Raw genomic sequence first — 18,425 nt, forward strand, 5'->3', positions numbered from 1 at the left:
TCCTTGCCAGCTTTTTTACAAAGCCCGTGTTTTACAAAAAGGACGCCGCCGACATATTGAAACGACCAAACGCCAAATAAAGGTTATAATTAACCGTTGTTATTGTCTCTCTGCAACCGATTACGAACCACATGAATCCCATCACATCCTCCTCTAAAAACCCGCCGGAAAACAGCGCCCGCCATTTCAGCGTCGCACCAATGCTGGACTGGACTGACCGCCATTGCCGTTATTTCCATCGCCAACTCTCCCAAAACGCCTGGCTCTACTCTGAAATGGTCACCACCGGCGCCTTGATTTACGCCAATGATCTGCCGCGTTTTTTAGGCCACAGCGAGGAAGAGGCGCCGGTGGTGCTGCAACTGGGCGGCAGCGATTTCAAGGATTTGGCCACCTGCAGCCGATTCGGAGAGGAGTGGGGCTATTCGGAGATCAACCTGAATGTGGGCTGCCCCAGCGACCGCGTGCAGAACAATATGATCGGCGCTTGTCTGATGGGCCATCCGCAGATCGTGGCTGATGTCGTCAAAGCCATGAAAGATGCGGTGAATGATATTCCCGTCACGGTCAAATGCCGCATCGGCATTGATGATCAGGAAGAATTTACGCTGCTTGAAGATTTTGTCGGCAAAATTGAACAGGCCGGGGTGGATGGTGTCATTATCCATGCACGCAAGGCTTGGCTGCAGGGACTTTCACCCAAGGAAAACCGCGAAATCCCGCCATTACAGTATGACTGGGTACACCGCATCAAGGCGTCATTTCCCGATCTTTCGGTGGCTATCAACGGCGGGATTAAATCGCCGCAAGAAGGACTTAAGCATCTGCAACGCTATGACGGCCACCCGCCGCTAGACGGCGTGATGCTGGGGCGCGCCGTTTACGAACAACCTTATCTGTTGAGCGAGGTGGACGCACTCTATTACCACCAGGATACTACGCCACCAACCCGCTATGAAGTGCTGCAGGCAATGCTGCCTTATATCGAAAACCACCTTCAAGCCGGCGGCAAACTAATTCAAATCACCCGCCACATGCTCGGTCTGTTCCACGGCTTACCGGGCGGCAGACTATGGCGCCGCCACCTTTCACAAAACGCCTTCAAAAAAGAGGCGGGCATCGACGTGGTGGAGCAGGCCTACCGACTGGTAGAGGAAGAGATGCAACGCATGGAAGAGAGGTTGAATCCACCCGCATGATCTATTTAGAGGTGCCCTTTAAGGAAAAGGATCTGGCCAAGTCACTCGGCGCACGCTGGGATAATCTGAGCCGCAAATGGTACGTGCCGACCACGCTGGCAGACAATCTGGCGCCGTTTGAGCGCTGGCTGAGCAGCGAAACACCTGCTCACATACCAGCTCAGACACCGCAACCCTCTGCAGAAACGCTCAACGAAGAGGAGAAGGGCATTTCCCTTTCGGCTCTGTTAAGAGGAGTACAATCTGCATTGCGGCGCCAGTTTCCGGGCGCCATCTGGGTCATTGCCGAAGTTTCCAATCTCAATCTCAATCGCGGCCATCTTTATCTGGAATTGAGCGAAACCAACGACAACGGCCAACTTCTGGCACAGTGCCGCGCCATGATCTGGCAGAGCCAAGCAGGGCGCCTATTGGAACGCTTTAAAGCCGAGACCGGCAGCGATCTCGCCGTGGGGCAAAAAGTGCTTCTTCTGGCCGAACCAAGTTTCCACGAACAATACGGCTTTTCGCTGGTCATTCAAGACATCGATCCGGCCTTTACACTGGGCGAACTCGAAGCCAATCTGAATGCCATCCGCAAGCAGCTTGTCAGCGAGCAGCTCTATACCCTCAACAAACGCTGGAGCCTGCCCGCCGATTTCTTCCGAATTGCGGTGATTGCGCCGCCGGCCGCCGCCGGCCTCGGCGATTTCCGCGCCGATGCCGACGCTTTGCAAAAAGCCGGGCTATGCGAGTTCACCTATTTTTACAGCGCCTTTCAAGGCGATCAGGTGGAAAGCGAAATGCTTGCCGCTTTGGATGCCATCGCATCGCTGCACGACGCCCATCCCTTTGATGCGTTGGTAATCATTCGCGGCGGCGGCGCCAAGCTCGATCTGAACCAACTCAACCTCTACAGCGTCGCCGCGCGGATTTGCAATGCACCGCTACCGGTGCTCACCGGCATCGGTCACGAACGCGACAATACCATTCTTGACGAAGTCGCTAATCGGCGCTTCGACACGCCCAGTAAAGTCGTCGCCGAGATCCGTCATCGCATCTTTCAGCAGGCACAAACGGCCAAGCAACACTGGCGTCAGATTGAACAGGCCGGTCAAATGCATCTCCATCAATGGCGCCACCGGCTTGAACAGCTGGATCGCAAAATCCACCAAAACAGTCGGGCCAGTCTGGTTTTGTGGAAGGATCAGCTTGAACCGCTAAAATACCAGTTGCAGCGCCAAGGTCAGCAGAAACTGCAGGCCACCGAACGCCGTTTGCAATATTTGCAGCAAAATATCGAACATCAGGTGGCCGGCAAGATCGCAAGATCCAAGTACGACATTGAACAACAGCAGCAGAAACTGGCGCTGGATGTGCAACGCGCACTCAAACACAAACGTGAACATATCATCCAATGGATTGCGTTTATATTAAGCTCAGGCCCCAAAACACAGCTCAACCGCGGCTTTGCCATTGTCAAAAATCCTGCGGGAGTGCCAATCAAAACCGCCGTTCAGGCCAAGCAGGCAGGGCGGGTACAGCTGCAATTTGTAGACGGTACACTGGAAGCACGAATCGACCCTGATACACCCATCATTAAACCTGAATAATCAAATGGTTAAACAACTATTTTAAAAGGAATTATCATGAGTTCAAAACAGCCCAGCGCCGACAGCTTCAAAGCCAATTACGCCAAACTACAGGAAATTGCTCAAAAGCTCTCCAACACCGAAGACGTGGATATCGACGAACTGGTCCCGATGGTGGACGAAGCGACGCGCGCCTATCAGCTCTGCAAATCGCGCATCGAAGCCGTTGAAAGCGCCCTGAACAAACGCCTTGAACAAGACAGCGACGATAAAGCCTGAAGAAAGCAGGAAGCCGATATGACACAAGCGACCATTTATCATAATCCGCGCTGCTCAAAAAGCCGTGAAACCTTTAAGCTGCTTGAAGCCCGTGGCGTGCAAGTTAACGAAGTCCGTTATCTGGAAACACCGCCAAGCAGGCCAGAACTCAAACAGCTGTGTGAAATGCTGAATCTCAAACCCTTGCAAATTATTCGCACTAAAGAAACACTCTTCAAAGAACTGGGATTAAGCACTCAGGACGATCGCGACGACGAAGCCTGGCTGAGCATTTTAGCCGAACATCCGCAACTCATCGAAAGACCGATTGTTGTCATCGGTAAACGTGCCGCCATCGGCCGTCCGCCGGAAAACATTCTGGCATTGCTGCAATAAACCCCAAAGAACGCGCCATTTAAATTTCAACAGGCCGGTTAAAACAATGCGGATAGCGGGGTGGTCAATCGGTTCTGATAAAAACCATTCCAAATACAATTTAACATAATATATATTATACGAAGTTGATTTACAGAAAAGGCCGAAGATGGCTTGCAGCTTGTTTACGTGCGTTTTTAGGCAATTTTGCCTATTTGATGCGAGTAAATAATTATGCGAAAGCTATTTAGAAACAGTTTCTTAGATGGACTAATCAATCAGCGCGAAACGTATCAACAAGCCAAGGATCTACGGATCTTTGGCACCAATCTTTCGGAAGATCAGTTAGCTAAACTGATCGACTGCCACCCCGGAACGATCCGGCGTTATGAATCAGCAACAAATAAAGCAAAGATCCCGCAATGGTATTTCATGCTTTTGAGGTTTTTGTCCGGTGATCTCTCTTACTTCGGCCGACCTTGGATTGATGCAACGATCGATCCTTCGGATCGGCGATTGAGGACGTACCTAGACAAATACAATTCATACACGCCAGAGGATCTACACGTGAAAACGAATTTCATCTATCAAGGAATCAAAGCTGAACTAGAGATTAAACGCGCGGATCTGGAAAAAGCAGAAAGATTAATCCATGCGTTAAGACAGGATAACGAATTATTGCAGGTTCAGATAGAACGACTTGAAGCCGCCCTATCTAGTAAACAAATCGTTAAAGAAAACATGAACTTAGGAAAGGTTATTCATCTAAGAAGAAATTAGCGACAGGAAAGAACAACGTTAGGGTACTTAGGTGCCCTTTTTTCTGTATAAACCCTGCGAAGGAAAACACCACGATCATTTGAATATGTAGATGCAGTCCCTATTAGGCGATCCAACTTCCACAATTCAATAGAAACTAAGGTATTGGGCTTGCTAATTGAGCCTTGAACAACAACAACGTTATTACTTTCACGTTCAGCCTTCCAAGAAATCGCTTTACATTCATCACCAAAAGCTAACGCTTGAGATGAAATCACCAAAAGAAACAAAGAGATCAAATATTTCATGGTACCTCCTTTCAAAAATTAGAGGTTAGCAGAAATACCCATCATTGAAAACCAAAAATTACCAGCCAGGAATTTCATCGTCGTCAGTTGGTTTAGATCCACCCGGCAGATGATCGAAAGGACTTTGATAAACGGGCGCATAATCTATGCGCTTATCTTCCAATTTTTCTATAAACGCCGCGATCCATTGCTCCTGATTTAATCCCTTTTGCTTGAAATAAGTGTTGAGAATATGGCGACCGGGGAAGTTATACAGATGCGCTTCGGCCTGTTCGTTGGTAATACCCTCTTTTGCCATAAATGTGGCCAAATGGCCAAGCATTTGCTGGATATTACGGTCTGAATCCGTACCCGTTTGAGTGACTTTAACACGCTGATACATATAGTTTTTATGATCCAAATTGAGGAACGGCGCTTCGGCCAAAAATTGCCATTCAGGACGAACAACTTTGCTATCAGGATAATGATAACGGAAAAGATGCAGAAGACCATAGCGCCATAATGCAGGGATATGTTCAGGCAGATCGTGAATAGAGAGGATCTGATAGGATTCCCCCGCCCCGCCCTTCGCGGGGCTGCCTAATTTGGACGTGACAGAAGCCGGAAGCCTTACTTCAACGCGAAAAACGTCCTGATCTGCTTTATAGCCCATGTGCGTTTTATAAACATCATCCCAAAATTTCACTTTACCGCCCTTCTTTGCTTCGTCCATTTTGGAATAGATGGCCATTTGGCCAGAACCACGGCGGCCAAATAAGAAACTCTTTTCCTGATCGTAGCGCACACCACATTCATGCGCATCCAAAGCAATGGAAGTTAAATCTATACTTCCAGTTAAACTTCCAGCCGAAGGAATAGCACGCTTAACACGAGTGCGAGTAGTAACATTGTGCATAAAATCAACTTCTGGCGCCCAGCCTTGAACATCCATACACATATGTACATCGACACCAGAATGCTGAAAAGAACTCATTAAACTAGCCGCAAATTCGTCAGCAATATGACCAGAGCGTTGAACACCCTCTTTAAAGATCAACTGGGGGCTTAATTTAACCTTCACACCGCCGTTATTTATCCAATCCTTATCATGGAAATAGCCAAAGAAGATATAAACGCCCACGGCGCGATTAACAAGCTGATAACGATAGCCTGATTCTTTACCGTTTGCCTTCGTCAAACGTAGCTTAACACCGTTAATAACGACGTTCTTTCGTGGGTAATCCAACTGATTGCGGATTACCATGCCCGTGCTTGGATTTGTCCAAGTATCAAACACCAAATCATCCAATACAGACACAATAAATTGGCCTTGATACTTTTGCTCTAAAGTATCAATGCCCGAGTGAAGGATCTCGAAATTACGCATATCTTTGCGTTCGATTTCATTGTTGAACCAAAGCCCGCCAGCGGCTGGCTTTTTGTCTTCGTTTTGACGTTCTGAAAGGATGAATAACTGTTTTGAATAACACATTTGTATCACCGTTTGTTGAGAATTACTTTTATTTGTTCTTTTTTGTTTATGCGTGCTACAAGGCCGCAGCTAACTGCCCATGCGCTCCGCGCATTGGGCAGTTAGCTAAGTGGCGATGCGGCCACAGGATGTTTTAAATCGTGTACCTGAATGAAGATCAACAGATCGCGCTGACCTGATGAATCGACCGTATCAGTCGTAAGATCCGAGAGAATAGGAATACCATCGAATAGGGGCGAATGTTCTTTGTAATGGTATTGATCACGGTATGACAGACCACCTATCAAATAGAAGCGATTAGGGTAAAGATCCAGTACCGTGGAAAGCTGTTGCTTGTCTGTTATGAGATCGACTGAGTTAGAAAGCTGGGTTTTAGAAATGTTGGATAGTTGCTGATCGAGAACGAGGCGAATCTGGCCGTTGTTAAGGCTATTCAGGGAGAGATTAAGCGATAGACCAACATCTTTGCGCTCAACGGTGTTTATGCGCGTGGTGACGCTTTCGGGATCCAAAGTAGATGTTTCAAATGGAACCTCCTGACCAACCAACAGTTTAGCTTTCTGACCGTCATTAACGGCTAAGTTTGGCTTTTGGACTATGGACAACTGGCGGTTAGAGCGAATCCAGTTTAGAAGCAGATTGTAATTGTCCTGATGGACATACGGTGCCGAGCCTTTAGCGGAGAGAAGACCACCCAAACCCAAATTAAAGAAATCAGTACCTAACGTTAGATCAAGGTTGTATTCCTTGTTGAAGTCTTGAGCGGCCGAAACAATCACGAGATCCACCTGATAAACCTTGATAGAGGAATCCAACTTGCGGATCTGTTCGGCTAAAGTGTCCACTTCGGTTCTATGACCACGGACAACAAGACGGTTGATGTTGTCGAAAGCAGTGGCCTTGACACCTTCTCCAGCCAATACAACCAGATCAGAAGGCTTGACAGACTGAACATTAAAAACGCGGGTAACAACGTCAGAATCAGCACGAAGAACGGAGTTAGAAATAGCCACCAATACAGAATAAAAGGGTTTGGTAGTGCGGACGAAAGTTTGTGTTTTAGTGCGTACAGACTTGGATCCATCAGGAAGAAAATCACCAAGATCAGGCAAAACAGAATTAAAAGTATAGACGTTAAATTCATTGGTGGATCTCACCTGATCGAAAGGTTTGACAATAATGCTTCGGCCATCTTCAACGTAATCAAACCCACTCAACAACAACGAAGAATAGAACAACTTCAACAACTCTTCATTAGTCATAGAAGAAGGCGCGTAAAGGCTTACAGAACCTTGAGCATTTGAAGGGATGATGATTGTACGGCCTAAAACTTTACTAACCTGATCAGCCACTTCTTTAATGGGAGCATCCCGGAACTGAATCTCGGCAGAATAAGAAAGCGGGCTAACCGCCAAGAGGATTAAAAGCAGTATCTTTTTCATAGCTTGGTACCTCACCAGAATAGAAATTGACCAACTGACCAAAGAAATTACACGTAAAGCCGTACAGCGGAACGCGCTTACAGTCGGTTAAAGGAATGGGATAGTAATGTGTGTTATCAGTAACGACGGCAACACGGCCAAAAGCCGAAATGGAGTAATGCGAAAGTCGATACTTCGCTGAAAAGTCAAAACCGCTTTTTGGTGATGCGGCTTGTTGGGGTTGCGGATCCGTTTGAGTGTTTTGACTTCCAGTATCATTTGGAAGTGAATTTTGACTTCCATCAGATTGACCAGAAACACCCATTGAAGAAAAAAAGCTATAAAAATAGTAAGCGCCAATTAAGGCAAAAATAAGGGCAAAAGGGAGAATAAATCGAAAGAAGTTAGACTTAAAAATATTACCTTCGGCACTTTGCTCTTCTAATCCGGCATCGTGAAATGATTCGTTCTGTGAATGAGATTTGTAATACTTAAAAATTTCGGGATCGTAATTACCGTGATAGCTTTTTATCTTTGGATCACTTGCACGATATTCGAGAGATACACACCCGTCGTAAACATCAACCCGATACATATCCGCCTTACCAATGGCGTCATACTTGCGACAACGGTAGGTCTTATCTAAGAGATTACGAGGATAAGCGGCTAGTTGGCGGGTGTCTTGAGTAACAAGGATCAGATCCGTAGAGTAACCATCTTCGCCAACGTAATGGCGATGCTCGGTTATGAATTGCTTATCATGCGGATTCATATTGTTGACCTTCATGCCAGAAGACCAACGCTTATGGATTTCGTCAAGAACGTAAACAGCACCTTTATAGACATTTTCGGGAGCAAAAAAGTCATCAGGTAAATGATCAATGTCAATCTTAATGACCGTACCAGTTAACTTCGGATTTTTATCAACTTCATCAGTCAAAGGGATATTAGTAACGACGGTGCGACCCTTCTCCAGTTGCGGAAGAATAACGGTTTTTACAACGTTATAACTTTTCCCCGAACCTTTACGGCCAATAAAAGCGTCATACATGATTCATCACCCGATCAGAGGAATACGGCGAAGGATAAAACGAGCAATTAAAGCGCCCATAACCATAGCCATGCCAGCAGGAACCTGAAAGACAGTAAGCCACCAGCCAATAGCGTTAAGACCAGAGAGATCCACGGAACTAAAAAATTCCGGTGCTGGAATCAGGTTTAAGAGATAGATCAAACCATCAACAAACGCGCTGAAAATTTGACGAGGAACATAGAGAAGAATATCGAGTAAAGCATCCCACATAAATTAAGCCCTTAAAAATATATTGATAGCAATCCAGCCCCACAAGGCCAAGAAAATTGCAACGAGGAAACCTTGATTTTCACTAACGATCTGACAATGAACATTAGTTGATGCAGTACCCCCAAAAGCATCAACAGAGATCGTTGGACAGGAAGCGCCCGAATAAGAAGGAAGAACAAGGCCGCCAATAGCAGAAACAAATGGCGCGTTTTTAATTCCGTTATATAGACGTTCAAGAGAAGCAGAAAAAGTGATTACAGGGGTAATAGTGGTATTACTGGAAGGCGTTGTTAATTCGGTTTTGATTGAATCGAGATTTGTATCAATGGAAGCCGTATTATTTTGCGTGGCAATGGAAGCCGCAGTGATTGTTTCCAAAGCGGCGGTTTGTTTACCAACTTCAGTTTTAAGATCATTGACGGCAGTTGTAACGGTACTAGCGGATGATGTGGCAATCTGGTTAAAGATGGATGCAATCCTAGCATAGTCGATAGTACTGGTACGGCCATCGGTTTCAGTGACAGTGCCATCAGGATTAAGCACCTGACCAGAAGCATCAACTAGTTCACCCGCACCGTTAGAAGATAAGCCAGTAGCAGGATTAAAAAAACCACCATCAAGTAAAGGCAAAAGAGGGAAGTCTTCTAGCGAATCTTTTGGAGCTTCGCCCGATAATTCATTGGCTTTATCGAGAGCATCGGAATAACTCAAATTTTGATAAATTGGAGGTTTATTAGGAATGGCATCCCAAAAAAGAGCAGGAAAATTTAAATCAAGGTTATCCGCATCAGCAAGTGATTGAGCGGTAGAAAGATCTAAAGTATTGGCGGGATTGCCACCGTATTCAGAAAATCCCGAAGAGCCAACAGAAGGTAATGACGGCAAAAAATCAAGAATAGGATTTAAAAAATCAAAAAAAGATTCGGTGTAATCGTTACAAGTGATCGAAACAGAGCCAATAGAACCATCAGTTTTAAAATAGGTCTGAGTTACAGAATCACCAGAATAAAGCGACTGTAAAAACTGTCCATCACTGGCGGAGGAAGGATATAAATTAGTAAAACCACGGTAAACCTCACAATCATAATTAGATGATTGTGAGGCCATAGTAGTTGTCATTAAATATTTAAGTTGGTTTGATTTAGGTGAATCAGTTTGCTCGACATCAATAATTGTTCTCTCAACGGGCCTAGTAGATTCTTGAGAAACAGTACCGGCGACAAGTAAAACGCCCGCAGCAGCCAAAACCCCAGTAGCATAAATTAAATGCGCAGCAGTACCATTTTCAATCGATGCAAAAGCAGCAGTGCGAGCGGCCATAAGGGCAGAACCACCCGCCCAAGAAGATAAAGAAGAAGCGACGGCAGGCACAAAGATAACCGCTTGCGCTGGTCTATTAATAGCACTAGTCAATAGTAAAGAAATCAGTAAATAGGAAAAGATACGCTTAAACATGAAGACGTCCTAAAACCAGATGGGCGCAATAAAAACCCATAACAAAAAGAACGAGTAACCAAAGGTCTTGCATAACGGTACACCTGAAAAGAAAAAGGCGACCGAAGCCGCCTAGATTTGCATTACTTAACGATTGAGAAAACGTTACGAATGCCAACCTTCGCAATGCGAAGACCCAACACAACGACGGCAACAGAAGCCATAGCGGCAACTACGTTGGTGAAATCCACGGCCGCAATAATTGCTGTAAAGTCCATGAGAAACTCCTTTACTCATTTGATGACCTTAAAAACCGCTTCCAAAGAACGACCGACCCCCCAGAACATACCGTAGAGCAAAACCCCACCGCCGAAATAGGTAGCCGCCAATTCTGGCGGAAGCATCGAGAAATCGAATGATGAAACAGCCTGAATATAGGAAATAGACTCCCAAGAACCGCTATTACAGACAGGCAAACCGGGGTTTAAACCGCCAGAAGTAGTGATATAGGCGCCCTCTCCAACACACCGAACTAAAACATCATTCATTTAGCCCCCCTTTTCTCCATCCTTGGATCAAAAGGAACTCGGAAAGACTTTCAAAAAAGCCTTTCCGGGTTACTTTTGCGTTCTGTTTACGTTCATGCGCGGCCTTTAAAATTGCCGTGCGGTTTATACCCTGCAAAGGTTGCTGACTAGGGAAGAAAGAGCAACGCGCGACGGTTTCGCTCTTTTCTGTCTGAATCAATGTACTGATCTCAAATGCCATTTGCTACGCTTCGCTTTCTGGGCTTTGCCCAGCCCCAGAACAATAATGTGCGAATAGCAAAAAATGACGAATCAAATAAAGGATTTCCAATCTTTCATAAAGGAAAGGATCAGGCACATCATCAGCAAATTTGCAATGAGCGTTATCCGCTTGGATATATGCCAAATGGCTAGAAATCAAAAGATTTATCAAATCAACTGATTCAGGTATTTTGGAAAAATCCAAATGTTCGAAATTCGCACGATCCATAAAGAAAAACCTATTAGCTTATTGAGCGACTTTCAAAGCCCGATTGGGCGAGGTACCAATTCAACCGAACCGAAACCCCAAAAGCCGCTTAATAAAATTAATGCCCGGAAACAAAGTCCGGGGCTAGTTTGAAGAAATGGCTTTGAAGCAAAAGCTAAAAGGCGCAGAACTTCCGGGCTTCCCCCAAATAACCCATAACTAGGGTTTTTGCTCTTTATGCCGCAGGCTTGTAGCCTGTGACCGTAATAATCAAATCCGACTTGCCCGTTTTCTGATCTGTTTTAAGTTTTTGACCACCCGAAAGATTCATAGTCATAGGCGAGCCATGTTTTGCAAGGTCGGCCATGATGCGGGCGGCGATCTGGTGAGCACTTTCTTTGTCGTTGCCGTCAATTTTGATTTTTGCGGCTTTCTTACCCGCGAAACTTTCGGATGGATCAACAGGTTGAAGAATCTCAATACTGGCGTAATCAATAGCAGAACCGTTTTCAGGTTTAAATGTGCCGTAAGAAACATTGATTACTTCACAAGTCATTTGCATTTGCATGATTTAGTACCTCTTTAATTTAGGGTTGCTTGCCGAAGAAGATCTATCAACTGACGCAAAATGAAATCAAGATGCGGAGAAGTGACAGACAAACAACGGCGATTCACATCGTAGTTAACTTGATAAAACGCATTAGAGGGCAAACTTTGAAAGAAGATCGCGGTTAAGCGCCCGGCCTGTTCAGTTTGTTTAGGAGACTGATCGCCTTTCAATGGATCTGATTGCTTTTGCATCAAGAAATTGACTTGATACAGAAAGCGCACCTTGTACATATCTTCACAATCCACCCTCTTTTGACCTTCGACAGCGACCAGTAAAACGGCGAGATCCATCGGTTCAAAGCGGGGTAAATCGAATTTGTGAACAACGTTCGGTAGATCCATTTGTTAGTACCTCTTTAAACTCCAGTAGTGGAGTTGCGTATAGATTAAAACTCCATTAATGGAGTTGTCAACAAATATTTTCCATTAGTGGAGTTTTTTCATACACTAAAAGAAACGGAGGGCTAAAAAATGACAGCTACAAAGAAATACATTGAACAATTAAGAGAATTTTTGGCTAAAGAAATCAAAGCAAAGCCAGAGGATATTAAAGACAATCAAATCCAAAGAATACTTGGAATTGCATCAAGCACTATGAGCAGATACAACACAGAACAAAGTCAGGCAGACGACGACGTTGCAATAATAATTGCTCAATATATCGGAGTGCCACCAATGCAAATTATCGGAGAGATTAAAGCAGAACAGGCTAGAAAAGAAGAAACTAAAAATTGGTGGATAGAACAATCAAAAAAGGCTGTAGGGGCTTTTATGGGCGCTGCCATTCTGTCCGCTACCCTAGCGGCAACCCCAACTAACAGCTTTGCATCTTCAAAAATGCAAGATTCTATATATTATACGAACTTTGATTAAACATGCATTTGAAGCAATGGTTATAAAAAAACCCGCATATGCGGGTTTTGAAGCGACAATAATCGAATGCGAATCTTAGCTTCCCAAAACCGGTAACGCCACAAACAGCACCAACTCGATAATGCCGACAACGATCGGATACCAGGCTTTTTCAACTTTTTCACTCATGGCTTTCAAGCCCATGACAATGCCGCCCAACGCCAATACATAGGAAACCGGCGCCAACAAGATAGAAATGAAAAGTAACGGTGCCAAAGCCACCAACACCCAGCTGGCTGTCAGGCTGTTATTAGGGTTATAGCTTTTGGTGTTACGCATATCGTCCGGCGTTGAACTTGCCGACTGCAAACGCGCCAGAATGGTATTCAGATCGGCTTCAGACAGCTGGTCTTGAACCACCTCGATATCGGTCATCCCGGCCGTCACTTTTTTATTGCGATACAACAACTTAAGCAAATCATTCCATGTAGCGTCTTCAGCCAAACCCTCTACAATTTCATGCGCTTCCTGTTTTATAGACATAAACCCCCTCCGACAATTATCTGTTTCTTACATTTTTAATACGCGCTTTAACCAGGCTGGCCCATCACTCTTCAAGCAATTCAAAGACCATAACACCGACGTAATCATTACCTTTTGCGCAGATTTGGATTATTATATCTGCAACTTAAAGGGTTTTGCCATACGGCATTACTTATCCGCACATAACTGACTTTGTGGTTGCAAAAGACTGACAGAGGCCATAAATTCAATATCAGGGTTTGGAATTAGGAGTTTAACTGCATGGCACTGATGCCGGGTTTACAAATCAATGTTGGTCAGCAACTCAAACTAACGCCGCAATTGCAGCAGTCCATCAAGATTTTGCAATACTCCGCACTCGAGGTTCAGCAGACCATTGAGGCGACCCTTGAAACCAACTACATGCTTGAAATCGAAGAGGAAGGCCTGTCAGAGGAAGAGTTGCTTGGCGATGCGCATGAACGCGCTGCACAAGAAGAAGCCGCATCTGAAAGTGAAACCCATTTCAGCAAAGACGACTCCCCTATCGACATCAACGAAACCCGCAACCTCTCCGAAGAACTCGAAATCGACTGCAACTGGGACGAAGTTTACAGCGATTTCAGCTCGGCCAAACAGACCACAGCAAGCGATGACGATTTTGTCAGCGCCGAAAACTACACCGCAGAAGAAAAAAGCCTGCATGACCATCTGTACTGGCAGTCGGACATTTATCCCTGGCAAGCGCCGCAGGACATCATCGCCGAATTTATCATCGACGACATTAACGAAGAAGGGTATTTAACCACCCCGCTTTCCGAACTGCTGCAAGCCATTCAAAAGCAGCAGCCTGAAACCGAATTCAACCTGCAGATGGTCGAGACGGTTTTGGCCGTTATCCAACAGTTCGAACCTACCGGCGTCGCAGCCAGATCGGTGCAGGAGTCGCTATTGCTGCAACTGGCCGCGATGCCGCAAACGCCTTTCGTCGTCACCGCGCGCCAGCTCATTGACCAACATTTCGACTGGCTCTCGTTTCACGACCACAAGCGCATCAAGAAAATGTATGCGCTCAACGACGATGAACTCAACCAGCTTTTAAAACTGATTCAGTCACTCAACCCCAGACCGGGACGCGATTTTTCCTCCGAAAATGCCGAAATCATCATTCCCGACTTGCGCTTGAAACGCAGCAAAAACGGCTGGATCGTCGAATTGAACACAGAGGCTTTCCCGCGTCTGAAGGTCAACAGCACCTATGTGGAGCTGGCCGAAAAACTGACCGACAACGAACAGTCCAAAAAAATCAAAGAACAGCTGTTTGAAGCCAAGGGACTGATTAAAAGCATTCAAAGCCGCGGAGAGACGCTGCTAAGAGTTGGCAGTTTTATAGTCGAAAAACAGCAGGCGTTTTTCGAACAGGGTGAAATGGCCATGCAACCCCTGGTATTGCGCGATGTGGCTGAACACCTCGGTCTGCACGAATCCACGATTTCACGTGCCACCAATCAGAAATACATCCAGACGCCGCGCGGCACTTTTGAATTGAAATACTTCTTCTCATCCGGCGTGAGCCAATATGGCAGTGCCGACCAGTCCGCTATCGCCATCAAAGCCCACATCAAGGGCTTGATTGACCAAGAAGACCCCAAAAAGCCCTTGAGCGACAGCAAGCTGATGGAGCTGCTAGAAAAAGAAAAAGAAATTAGCGTCGCTCGCCGCACCATTGCCAAATATCGTGAAGCGCTGGGCATCCCCTCATCCAGCGAGCGTAAAAAATTCAATAAACTTAAGCTGTAACGCGGTTTTAATGAATTTTACGCAGCGCAACTTTATGTGATTTTTTCAGTTAATCGCACTATAATTGCAAAATCGAAATATTTATCATTTAACTTTTACGAACAGAGGTTCATCCGCATGAATCGCATCCATGTAGAACAAATTCAACAGGCCGCCCAACAGCAGTGGGAACAACAGGCCGACTTCAAAGAGTATATGTCGGCGGTGAATCCGCCCATGCCTAAAATCGATGTCATCGACTACCCAAGCAGCCTGCACGAAAGCGGCGAAACCCGCGTGATTACATTCGACCTTTCCAAGCAGCTGGACGCGGCCTACCCAGCCACTTCACCCAATTTGCTGGCAAACTATATCCGCATCTGTGAAGGCGACACCATCAAGACCGATGCCAAAGCCACCTCACAAATGTTCTATGTGATTCGCGGCGCCGGCAAAACCCAGATGAAGCACGGCACCATCGAATGGAAAGCCGGCGACCTCTTCACCCTTCCGGCCGTTCCGGACGCCCTGCACCACGCGTCAGCGGATACCGCCATCTACTGGGTGCATGATGCGCCGTTGTTGAATTACCTCGGCGTGCAACCGAATAAAGAGAAATTCACACCGGTTCTGTATACCAAAGAGCGCCTCGACAAGGAGCTGGAAGCAGTCCGGATTGAAGCGGCCGGCCGTAACCGTACCGGCGTTTTGTTGGCCAACCCCAACTTCCCGCTTACCATGACGCTGACCCATACGCTGTGGTCTCTGTACAACGCTTTGCCCGCCGGTGTTCACCAGAAACCGCACCGCCACAACTCGATTGCGTTGGATTATTGTGTCACTGCGGGTCCAGACACCTATACCCTGATCGGCAAAGAGATCGATGAAAACGGTCATATCATTGATCCGATTAAAGCGATGTGGACACCCGGCTCGGTGTTCATCACTCCTCCGGGCTGGTGGCACTCTCACCATAACGAATCGGATCAGGACGCCATCGTACTGCCGATTCAGGACGCCGGCCTGATCATGAATATGCAGGTGCTGGATTTCCAATACATCCGTTAATCTCAAAGGAACGGTAAGCGTCAACATGCAAAATACAGACTACCAAATTGCGGTCATAGAAGACGACCCGATGCAACGCGAAACCCTGGTCACCGCACTGCAGCACCAGGGTTTCAAAGTCGTGGACTTTGCCGATCGCCGCAGCGCGGAAATGCATTTTGACAAGAATCTGCCGGATTTGGTGATTTCCGACATCATCCTTGGGCAGGAAATGGACGGCGGATTCGACTTGGCTAAACACCTGCTGAGCTACAATCAGCCGATCCCTATCATCTTTTTATCGGAACGACAGTCGGAATTCGACATCTACACCGGCCATGCGTTAGGCGCAATCGACTATTTGCCCAAGCCTATCAGCCTGAATGTGCTGATTGTCAAAGTCAAAAATCTGTTGCGCATCACCAGTTCATCCAAAGAGCACGGCAATCAGCATCAGGATAAATCCGTAATTGACGGCCTAGAGATTGAATCCAACCAATACAAGGCGTATTGGCATAAAAAACCGCTGGATCTGACTGCCACCGAATTTGAAATGCTCAAGCAATTCGCCACCGCCGGCGAAGGCAGCGTGGTCACTTACGACAGCCTGCAGGCTTCCACGCAAGGTGTTGTCGAACGCAACACCATCAACACCCATATCTGCCGCATCCGCAACGCTTTCAAAAAAATCACCCCGGATTTCAACCTGATTCACAATGAGTACGGGCGTGGTTATAGCTGGCAACAAAAAGATAAGCCGTAACCTGCAACGCTCCCTAGGCAAGCGGGCGTATCCACCCGGCCTGTTCAGTTTTTTTCAAGGTAAAGCTGCATGAACTTACGGACGCTCAATCTACGTCTCTCCATCCGAACAAGACTTTTCATCCTGTTGTTATTGCTAACAATTCTGCCCTTTCTCGCCTATCGCTTTGCCATAGACCTGCACCGATTGCTGCTGAATAACCAGGCGATAGTACAAAAACAAACCGTCGAAAACCTGGCCCTGATCCTGCAGAACCGCACCGACCTCTGGGCACTGCAAATCCTCTCCGGCGACCCCAGCCGCTTAAGTCATCTCAATTTGCAGAATTCGGTGCTGTGGATCGTCAATGAATATGGCCGCACCACCTATGTCGTCGGCAACCTGCCGCTGGAAGACGACAAAAACCGTGAACGGGATTTTTTCACCGCACTCGGCAAATCACTGATTAAAACGCTGGCCACCGTCATCCCCTACTCTTTGCCCTACCCCTATCCGCAGAGTCAAACACCCGAAATCAGTCTGATTCAGCAAGCCCTGTACGGCAAGACCTTTCAGCAATACCGCATGGACAACGAGCAGCAACCCATTTCACTGATGTCGGCCACGCCGCTGGTGTATAAAAACAACATTATCGGCGGCATCGTGCTGGAACAGCGCATGGAAACGCTCTTTAGCGACACCTTGGATTATTTTTACCGGCTCATCGGCATCGGCGCCTTGATTTTTATGATTGTGACCATCGGCGCGATCGTCCACACCGCTTCTTTATCCAATAGAATCATACGCTTGGATAACGATGTCAAACGCACCTTCAATCTGCAAGGCAAGCTCAAAGCCACCTTCTTTCCGGACAGATACCAGCGTTACTATAACGACGAACTCTCCGATTTACGTCACCATATTCACGAGATGCTCAGTCAGCTCGCCGCCTATGAGCGATACCTGAAACAACTGCCCAAAACCCTGCGTCATGAACTGCACAATCCCCTAAACAGGCTATCCATGTCCTTGAGTTTGCTGGAAAAAGAGACTCAACACACGCAACTGGATTACGCCCAGCATGCCCTGGCGCAGCTTAAGCAGATTATCGCCTCGCTTTCCGAGGCCACCAGTGTCGAAGACAGTCTTAATCAGCAACCTCCGGAGCCTTTCCCGATCGGCCTGATGCTGCATCACTATCTGGAAAACAGCGCCACCCTGCATCCCGAATACCATCTGCAATTCCATAACAGCATCGGCCCCAACACCTTGGTGCTCGGCGACGGCTTTATGATTGAACAACTCATGGACAAACTGCTCAGCAACGCCAAGGATTTCAGCGATGGGAAAACGCCTATCGAGGTGACAACCTACCTGCAGGATAAACAGGTGGTGATCGCCGTGCAAAACAGCGGTCCGAACTTGCCACAAGGATTCGAAAAACAGATATTTGAAGGCATGACCTCAATCCGCACATTGAACAAAGACGACCAGGCGCATTTGGGATTGGGGTTGTATATCGTCAAACTGATCACCGACTACCATCACGGTCAGGTGCGTGCCGAAAACATTGTGATCGACAAACCCAAAGGCATCAGCGGCGTGCGTTTTATTGTAGAGCTGCCGGTTTATGGCAAATAAAAAAGCCGCGCTGTGAAGTGACCCCAAAAACTTGGACATTTTAGTTAAGCGGTACCCAAGGCCTGATTTCGATACTCTATCGGACTCAGGCCTTTGAGTTTCTGCTTGATGCGTTTGTGATTATAGTACTCAATATAG

At 46.7% G+C, this 18,425-nt stretch carries 24 protein-coding genes; 10 read left to right on the top strand and 14 right to left on the bottom strand.

Annotated features, from left to right (window positions below):
- Positions 1–131: 131 nt before the first annotated feature.
- From dusA to HZ297_RS07775, 5 genes are all read left to right on the top strand, one after another.
- Positions 132–1,199 carry a tRNA dihydrouridine(20/20a) synthase DusA gene (dusA, locus tag HZ297_RS07755; RefSeq protein WP_178862421.1) on the top strand — a complete coding sequence of 356 codons (1,068 nt, stop codon included), beginning with the start codon at positions 132–134 and terminating at the stop codon, positions 1,197–1,199.
- On the top strand, positions 1,196–2,791 hold the full coding sequence (xseA, locus tag HZ297_RS07760) for an exodeoxyribonuclease VII large subunit (RefSeq protein WP_178862422.1): 1,596 nt from the start codon (positions 1,196–1,198) through the stop codon (positions 2,789–2,791). The genes dusA and xseA overlap by 4 nt, the downstream gene beginning before the upstream one ends.
- Before the next feature lie 36 nt (positions 2,792–2,827).
- Positions 2,828–3,049, top strand: coding sequence for an exodeoxyribonuclease VII small subunit (gene xseB / locus HZ297_RS07765; RefSeq protein ID WP_178862423.1), 222 nt, complete (start codon positions 2,828–2,830; stop codon positions 3,047–3,049).
- A gap of 18 nt (positions 3,050–3,067) precedes the next feature.
- Complete coding sequence (gene arsC, locus HZ297_RS07770) at positions 3,068–3,424, top strand: arsenate reductase (glutaredoxin) (protein ID WP_178862424.1); 357 nt, start codon at positions 3,068–3,070, stop codon at positions 3,422–3,424.
- A gap of 213 nt (positions 3,425–3,637) precedes the next feature.
- Positions 3,638–4,183, top strand: a complete 546-nt coding sequence (locus HZ297_RS07775; RefSeq protein ID WP_178862425.1) for a hypothetical protein — start codon at positions 3,638–3,640, stop codon at positions 4,181–4,183.
- Here the strand turns inward: HZ297_RS07775 and HZ297_RS07780 are convergent.
- The 12 genes from HZ297_RS07780 to HZ297_RS07830 all read right to left on the bottom strand — a co-directional run bounded on the left by HZ297_RS07780 (position 4,180) and on the right by HZ297_RS07830 (position 12,046).
- Positions 4,180–4,470 carry a hypothetical protein gene (locus HZ297_RS07780; RefSeq protein WP_178862426.1) on the bottom strand — a complete coding sequence of 97 codons (291 nt, stop codon included), beginning with the start codon at positions 4,468–4,470 and terminating at the stop codon, positions 4,180–4,182. The two genes, HZ297_RS07775 and HZ297_RS07780, sit on opposite strands and share 4 nt — an antisense overlap.
- A 58-nt stretch (positions 4,471–4,528) precedes the next feature.
- A complete protein-coding gene (locus HZ297_RS07785) occupies positions 4,529–5,941 on the bottom strand; it encodes a hypothetical protein (RefSeq protein WP_178862427.1) in 1,413 nt (470 codons plus the stop codon).
- 101 nt (positions 5,942–6,042) lie between these two features.
- Positions 6,043–7,383 carry a secretin GspD/PilQ domain-containing protein gene (locus HZ297_RS07790; protein ID WP_178862428.1) on the bottom strand — a complete coding sequence of 447 codons (1,341 nt, stop codon included), beginning with the start codon at positions 7,381–7,383 and terminating at the stop codon, positions 6,043–6,045.
- On the bottom strand, positions 7,346–8,413 hold the full coding sequence (locus HZ297_RS07795; protein ID WP_178862429.1) for a zonular occludens toxin domain-containing protein: 1,068 nt from the start codon (positions 8,411–8,413) through the stop codon (positions 7,346–7,348). The genes HZ297_RS07790 and HZ297_RS07795 overlap by 38 nt, the downstream gene beginning before the upstream one ends.
- A 6-nt stretch (positions 8,414–8,419) precedes the next feature.
- Complete coding sequence (locus HZ297_RS07800; RefSeq protein ID WP_178862430.1) at positions 8,420–8,665, bottom strand: hypothetical protein; 246 nt, start codon at positions 8,663–8,665, stop codon at positions 8,420–8,422.
- 3 nt (positions 8,666–8,668) lie between these two features.
- Complete coding sequence (locus HZ297_RS07805; RefSeq protein WP_178862431.1) at positions 8,669–10,120, bottom strand: hypothetical protein; 1,452 nt, start codon at positions 10,118–10,120, stop codon at positions 8,669–8,671.
- A 122-nt stretch (positions 10,121–10,242) separates the two neighbouring features.
- Positions 10,243–10,377: a hypothetical protein gene (locus HZ297_RS12110; protein ID WP_281357422.1), complete on the bottom strand. Its 135-nt coding sequence runs from the start codon at positions 10,375–10,377 to the stop codon at positions 10,243–10,245.
- Positions 10,378–10,392: 15 nt separating this feature from the next.
- Positions 10,393–10,647, bottom strand: a complete 255-nt coding sequence (locus HZ297_RS07810; RefSeq protein ID WP_178862432.1) for a hypothetical protein — start codon at positions 10,645–10,647, stop codon at positions 10,393–10,395.
- The gene (locus HZ297_RS07815) at positions 10,640–10,867 is read right to left on the bottom strand and encodes a hypothetical protein (RefSeq protein ID WP_178862433.1); all 228 of its coding nucleotides are present in this window, start codon (positions 10,865–10,867) and stop codon (positions 10,640–10,642) included. The genes HZ297_RS07810 and HZ297_RS07815 overlap by 8 nt, the downstream gene beginning before the upstream one ends.
- A gap of 3 nt (positions 10,868–10,870) precedes the next feature.
- Positions 10,871–11,116, bottom strand: coding sequence for a hypothetical protein (locus tag HZ297_RS07820; RefSeq protein WP_178862434.1), 246 nt, complete (start codon positions 11,114–11,116; stop codon positions 10,871–10,873).
- Positions 11,117–11,330: 214 nt separating this feature from the next.
- A complete protein-coding gene (locus HZ297_RS07825; RefSeq protein WP_178862435.1) occupies positions 11,331–11,663 on the bottom strand; it encodes a hypothetical protein in 333 nt (110 codons plus the stop codon).
- A gap of 14 nt (positions 11,664–11,677) precedes the next feature.
- A complete protein-coding gene (locus HZ297_RS07830; RefSeq protein WP_178862436.1) occupies positions 11,678–12,046 on the bottom strand; it encodes a hypothetical protein in 369 nt (122 codons plus the stop codon).
- 129 nt (positions 12,047–12,175) lie between these two features.
- On the opposite strand from HZ297_RS07830, the gene HZ297_RS07835 reads away from it, so the two are divergent.
- Complete coding sequence (locus tag HZ297_RS07835) at positions 12,176–12,577, top strand: hypothetical protein (protein ID WP_178862437.1); 402 nt, start codon at positions 12,176–12,178, stop codon at positions 12,575–12,577.
- A gap of 75 nt (positions 12,578–12,652) precedes the next feature.
- Here HZ297_RS07835 and HZ297_RS07840 read toward each other — a convergent pair whose 3' ends face one another.
- Positions 12,653–13,099 carry a hypothetical protein gene (locus tag HZ297_RS07840; protein ID WP_178862438.1) on the bottom strand — a complete coding sequence of 149 codons (447 nt, stop codon included), beginning with the start codon at positions 13,097–13,099 and terminating at the stop codon, positions 12,653–12,655.
- A gap of 261 nt (positions 13,100–13,360) precedes the next feature.
- On the opposite strand from HZ297_RS07840, the gene HZ297_RS07845 reads away from it, so the two are divergent.
- The 4 genes from HZ297_RS07845 to HZ297_RS07860 all read left to right on the top strand — a co-directional run bounded on the left by HZ297_RS07845 (position 13,361) and on the right by HZ297_RS07860 (position 18,287).
- Positions 13,361–14,878 carry an RNA polymerase factor sigma-54 gene (locus tag HZ297_RS07845; RefSeq protein ID WP_178862439.1) on the top strand — a complete coding sequence of 506 codons (1,518 nt, stop codon included), beginning with the start codon at positions 13,361–13,363 and terminating at the stop codon, positions 14,876–14,878.
- Positions 14,879–14,995: 117 nt separating this feature from the next.
- Positions 14,996–15,925 (top strand): cupin domain-containing protein, encoded by a 930-nt coding sequence (locus HZ297_RS07850; RefSeq protein WP_178862440.1) that lies wholly within the window; start codon positions 14,996–14,998, stop codon positions 15,923–15,925.
- Between the two features lie 25 nt (positions 15,926–15,950).
- Positions 15,951–16,667 carry a response regulator transcription factor gene (locus HZ297_RS07855; protein WP_178862441.1) on the top strand — a complete coding sequence of 239 codons (717 nt, stop codon included), beginning with the start codon at positions 15,951–15,953 and terminating at the stop codon, positions 16,665–16,667.
- Between the two features lie 69 nt (positions 16,668–16,736).
- Entirely contained in the window at positions 16,737–18,287 is a 1,551-nt protein-coding gene (locus HZ297_RS07860; protein ID WP_178862442.1) for an ATP-binding protein, read from the top strand.
- Positions 18,288–18,331: 44 nt separating this feature from the next.
- On the opposite strand, the gene HZ297_RS07865 is transcribed toward HZ297_RS07860, so the two are convergent.
- The coding region (locus HZ297_RS07865) for an IS3 family transposase (protein ID WP_178862052.1) at positions 18,332–18,425 on the bottom strand (94 nt) is incomplete at its 5' end.

Origin of the sequence: Thiomicrorhabdus cannonii (assembly GCF_013391695.1) — a bacterium.
Classification (GTDB): domain Bacteria; phylum Pseudomonadota; class Gammaproteobacteria; order Thiomicrospirales; family Thiomicrospiraceae; genus Thiomicrorhabdus; species Thiomicrorhabdus cannonii.

What these genes read in the sequence shown, in the direction of transcription:
- HZ297_RS07830 (WP_178862436.1), bottom strand. Translation starts at nt 12,046, where the DNA reads ATGGATCTACCGAACGTTGTTCACAAATTCGATTTACCCCGCTTTGAA.
- HZ297_RS07795 (WP_178862429.1), bottom strand. Translation starts at nt 8,413, where the DNA reads ATGTATGACGCTTTTATTGGCCGTAAAGGTTCGGGGAAAAGTTATAAC.
- HZ297_RS07820 (WP_178862434.1), bottom strand. Translation starts at nt 11,116, where the DNA reads ATGGATCGTGCGAATTTCGAACATTTGGATTTTTCCAAAATACCTGAA.
- HZ297_RS07785 (WP_178862427.1), bottom strand. Translation starts at nt 5,941, where the DNA reads ATGTGTTATTCAAAACAGTTATTCATCCTTTCAGAACGTCAAAACGAA.
- HZ297_RS07835 (WP_178862437.1), top strand. Translation starts at nt 12,176, where the DNA reads ATGACAGCTACAAAGAAATACATTGAACAATTAAGAGAATTTTTGGCT.
- HZ297_RS12110 (WP_281357422.1), bottom strand. Translation starts at nt 10,377, where the DNA reads ATGGACTTTACAGCAATTATTGCGGCCGTGGATTTCACCAACGTAGTT.
- HZ297_RS07790 (WP_178862428.1), bottom strand. Translation starts at nt 7,383, where the DNA reads ATGAAAAAGATACTGCTTTTAATCCTCTTGGCGGTTAGCCCGCTTTCT.
- HZ297_RS07850 (WP_178862440.1), top strand. Translation starts at nt 14,996, where the DNA reads ATGAATCGCATCCATGTAGAACAAATTCAACAGGCCGCCCAACAGCAG.
- xseB (WP_178862423.1), top strand. Translation starts at nt 2,828, where the DNA reads ATGAGTTCAAAACAGCCCAGCGCCGACAGCTTCAAAGCCAATTACGCC.
- HZ297_RS07805 (WP_178862431.1), bottom strand. Translation starts at nt 10,120, where the DNA reads ATGTTTAAGCGTATCTTTTCCTATTTACTGATTTCTTTACTATTGACT.
- HZ297_RS07825 (WP_178862435.1), bottom strand. Translation starts at nt 11,663, where the DNA reads ATGCAAATGCAAATGACTTGTGAAGTAATCAATGTTTCTTACGGCACA.
- HZ297_RS07780 (WP_178862426.1), bottom strand. Translation starts at nt 4,470, where the DNA reads ATGAAATATTTGATCTCTTTGTTTCTTTTGGTGATTTCATCTCAAGCG.
- HZ297_RS07775 (WP_178862425.1), top strand. Translation starts at nt 3,638, where the DNA reads ATGCGAAAGCTATTTAGAAACAGTTTCTTAGATGGACTAATCAATCAG.
- arsC (WP_178862424.1), top strand. Translation starts at nt 3,068, where the DNA reads ATGACACAAGCGACCATTTATCATAATCCGCGCTGCTCAAAAAGCCGT.
- HZ297_RS07845 (WP_178862439.1), top strand. Translation starts at nt 13,361, where the DNA reads ATGGCACTGATGCCGGGTTTACAAATCAATGTTGGTCAGCAACTCAAA.
- HZ297_RS07810 (WP_178862432.1), bottom strand. Translation starts at nt 10,647, where the DNA reads ATGAATGATGTTTTAGTTCGGTGTGTTGGAGAGGGCGCCTATATCACT.
- HZ297_RS07860 (WP_178862442.1), top strand. Translation starts at nt 16,737, where the DNA reads ATGAACTTACGGACGCTCAATCTACGTCTCTCCATCCGAACAAGACTT.
- xseA (WP_178862422.1), top strand. Translation starts at nt 1,196, where the DNA reads ATGATCTATTTAGAGGTGCCCTTTAAGGAAAAGGATCTGGCCAAGTCA.
- HZ297_RS07840 (WP_178862438.1), bottom strand. Translation starts at nt 13,099, where the DNA reads ATGTCTATAAAACAGGAAGCGCATGAAATTGTAGAGGGTTTGGCTGAA.
- HZ297_RS07815 (WP_178862433.1), bottom strand. Translation starts at nt 10,867, where the DNA reads ATGGCATTTGAGATCAGTACATTGATTCAGACAGAAAAGAGCGAAACC.
- HZ297_RS07855 (WP_178862441.1), top strand. Translation starts at nt 15,951, where the DNA reads ATGCAAAATACAGACTACCAAATTGCGGTCATAGAAGACGACCCGATG.
- HZ297_RS07800 (WP_178862430.1), bottom strand. Translation starts at nt 8,665, where the DNA reads ATGTGGGATGCTTTACTCGATATTCTTCTCTATGTTCCTCGTCAAATT.
- dusA (WP_178862421.1), top strand. Translation starts at nt 132, where the DNA reads ATGAATCCCATCACATCCTCCTCTAAAAACCCGCCGGAAAACAGCGCC.